Here is a 522-nt window from a genome sequence, read left to right as displayed (position 1 = left end):
GCTCCGGGTCCTCTTCGCGGCAGACAGCGCGGTGGCGCCAGTCCATGGTCGTCCAACTCCTCCGGTCGGTGGGCGGTGGCCCGGCCGACACAATCGACGGCTTGTGAATGTGAACGCTTTCACGAATCCCGCAACAGCAAAAGCGACCAAAGGCCCATCGGGCCCGGGTGGTCTGCGCTGAGGTGGGGTTCGGGCGATTCGAGGGAGTTCCGCGTGTCCCGCTGCGGCCCGTCCCGATCGCCATGTAGAGGTTCGCAAACCTGCGGCCCGGATACAACCCCCTTCGGCAAGGAATTTTTGATTCTTCGGTGTCGCATAGCTCACAGCCCGTACTTCTATGGGGTGAAGGGGGCTAGCGCGTTCGAGAAGAAGGGCGGGACCCCCTTCTGGTCACACAATCACACGCAGTGCCCGCCGAACGCCTGTGAAACTGACGCGACTCCTGTCTCCAAGGTGGTCCCCGTCGACCTGAAACGGGGCAGGTTCCTCTGAAACCAAGGTGAAGTGCCTGACGTCGTGATA

The 522-nt window shown here is 62.5% G+C and carries 1 pseudogene; it reads right to left on the bottom strand.

Features of this window, described 5'->3' with window-relative positions:
* Positions 1 to 390: 390 nt before the first annotated feature.
* Positions 391 to 522, bottom strand: a pseudogene (locus IG86_RS44980) (diacylglycerol kinase family lipid kinase); the annotation flags it as partial.

It is taken from the genome of Streptomyces virginiae (genome assembly GCF_000720455.1).
GTDB classification, from domain to species: domain Bacteria; phylum Actinomycetota; class Actinomycetes; order Streptomycetales; family Streptomycetaceae; genus Streptomyces; species Streptomyces virginiae.
Note: the sequence above shows the minus strand (reverse complement) of the source record. Positions and strands in the feature narration are given on the sequence as shown.